Here is a 1745-nt window from a genome sequence, read left to right on the forward strand (position 1 = left end):
ATATAAGCCCCTGCCTGGTTATCAAACAAACTATGGAACAACATGCCTTCCTGTAAGCCGCTTAGCCGGTACAGATCGGTCAGCCCTTCCCCGCGCGGTCTTCCCTTCCCCTCTTCTGCTCTCTTTTTTGCTCCCTCTTCCGCCGGTTCTTCCAGGAACCGGTCCAGCTCCGGGCAACTCATCACGCCGACCAACCCATAATCCGATGGACTATGCACCCTACCCGTCTGCGCCTGCCGGCAGCAATGGTCGATGACCCCGCTCAACGTCTCCACATACCCTTCCGCCAGTTCCCGGATCGTCTCTTCTGTATAATGTAGCCGGCTGTACCACCATTGTATTACCAGTTCTCCTCCCTGCACCATACCGTTCACGATCATTCGCTCTGTCATCACATGCTCCTCACTCACCGTATCCCCCACCTCTTCCTGCGCACCCCTGAACCACGCTCTTCCCTTTACCACATTATCCAGACGACCCATATAATTGAACACCAGGTCCCAGGGCTGAACCCCCTGAAGACTCCTAACCCCACGGATATACTTCAGCACCCCATAACCCAACCCCTTATCCTCTATTTGCCGTATCTGTTCCTTCACCCCCCGGATCAGACTTCCTTCCTGCAAACCGCTGCCTGCCGTCAAGGCCACCGGATACACACTCGTAAACCAGCCTACCGTCCGGCTCGCATCCACCCCGCCGATCTCTTCACGCCCATGACCCTCCAAACCGATCACCACCGACTGCCGCCCGCTCCACCGGCACAACTGGCGACCCAAGGCCGCCAGCAGCAGATCATTGATCTCCGTATGATAGGCACGAGGCGCTTCCTGCAACAACCGAAGCGTCTGTTCCTCCCCCAGCCGTACCCGCCAAACACCCATGTCCTTGTGCCGCACAACGTCATCCCCTGCCCTATCCACCCGCAAGGGCCTGTATTGGGATGTCACCGACTCCCAGTAACCCGTCTGACCCACTACCCGCATGCGGTTCCCATAGGCCACCAGGCTCTCATACCACGAACCGTAGGATGCACTCTTTTTGCCCAGACAGGAGGACAAGCCTGCCTGCATATCTTCCGCTCTTTCGTTCTTATATTTGTTTATCTCCGTTATTAACAGCTCCAGGTCTTCCAACAGGATCCGCCACGACACCCCGTCCACCACCAGGTGATGGATCACCAGCAACAGACGGTTTTGTGTTTCTTCCGCTCCCGTCAGGAACAATACCGCCCGAAACAAATCCCCTTCCGTTATTTGAAGACTGCGTTGATAATACCCCGCCCTCGCTACCAGCTCCCTATCTCCTGTCTCCTCCACCACCAGGCTGCCGGAAACTTTCCCCGTGTAAGGCATATATTCCTGTTCCCATACCCCGGCCGTACGGCGATAACGGAACCGGAGCGCATCATGATGGCGCAGTAACTCCGCCACCGCCACCTGCAGCGCTTCGGCGCTAACCCTTTTATCCAAACCAAGCAATACGCTTTGATTAAAATGAGACACACAAGCACCTTCCTGCCCGAAAAACCATTGCTGAACAGGTAACAAACCGCTATTGCCCTGCAAGACATTCTCTTCCGTAAAGTTTTCTTTTTGTCCGCCTCTACCCGGAACAGTCATAATGGATGATAGCCGGTCTATCGTTTGGTAATCGAAAAGATCCACCACCTGCAGATGGGTATATCCCAGGCGTCGTGCCCGGCTTACTACCTGGATCGAAACGATCGAATCACCACCCAGTTC

Annotated in this window: 1 protein-coding gene; it reads right to left on the reverse strand. The window is 55.3% G+C overall.

Features of this window, described 5'->3' with window-relative positions:
- Nucleotides 1-1745, reverse strand: a 1745-nt coding sequence (locus ACX0G9_RS31615) for a condensation domain-containing protein (protein WP_459068994.1), incomplete at both ends; no start/stop codon positions are given.

It is taken from the genome of Flavitalea flava, from assembly GCF_054461575.1.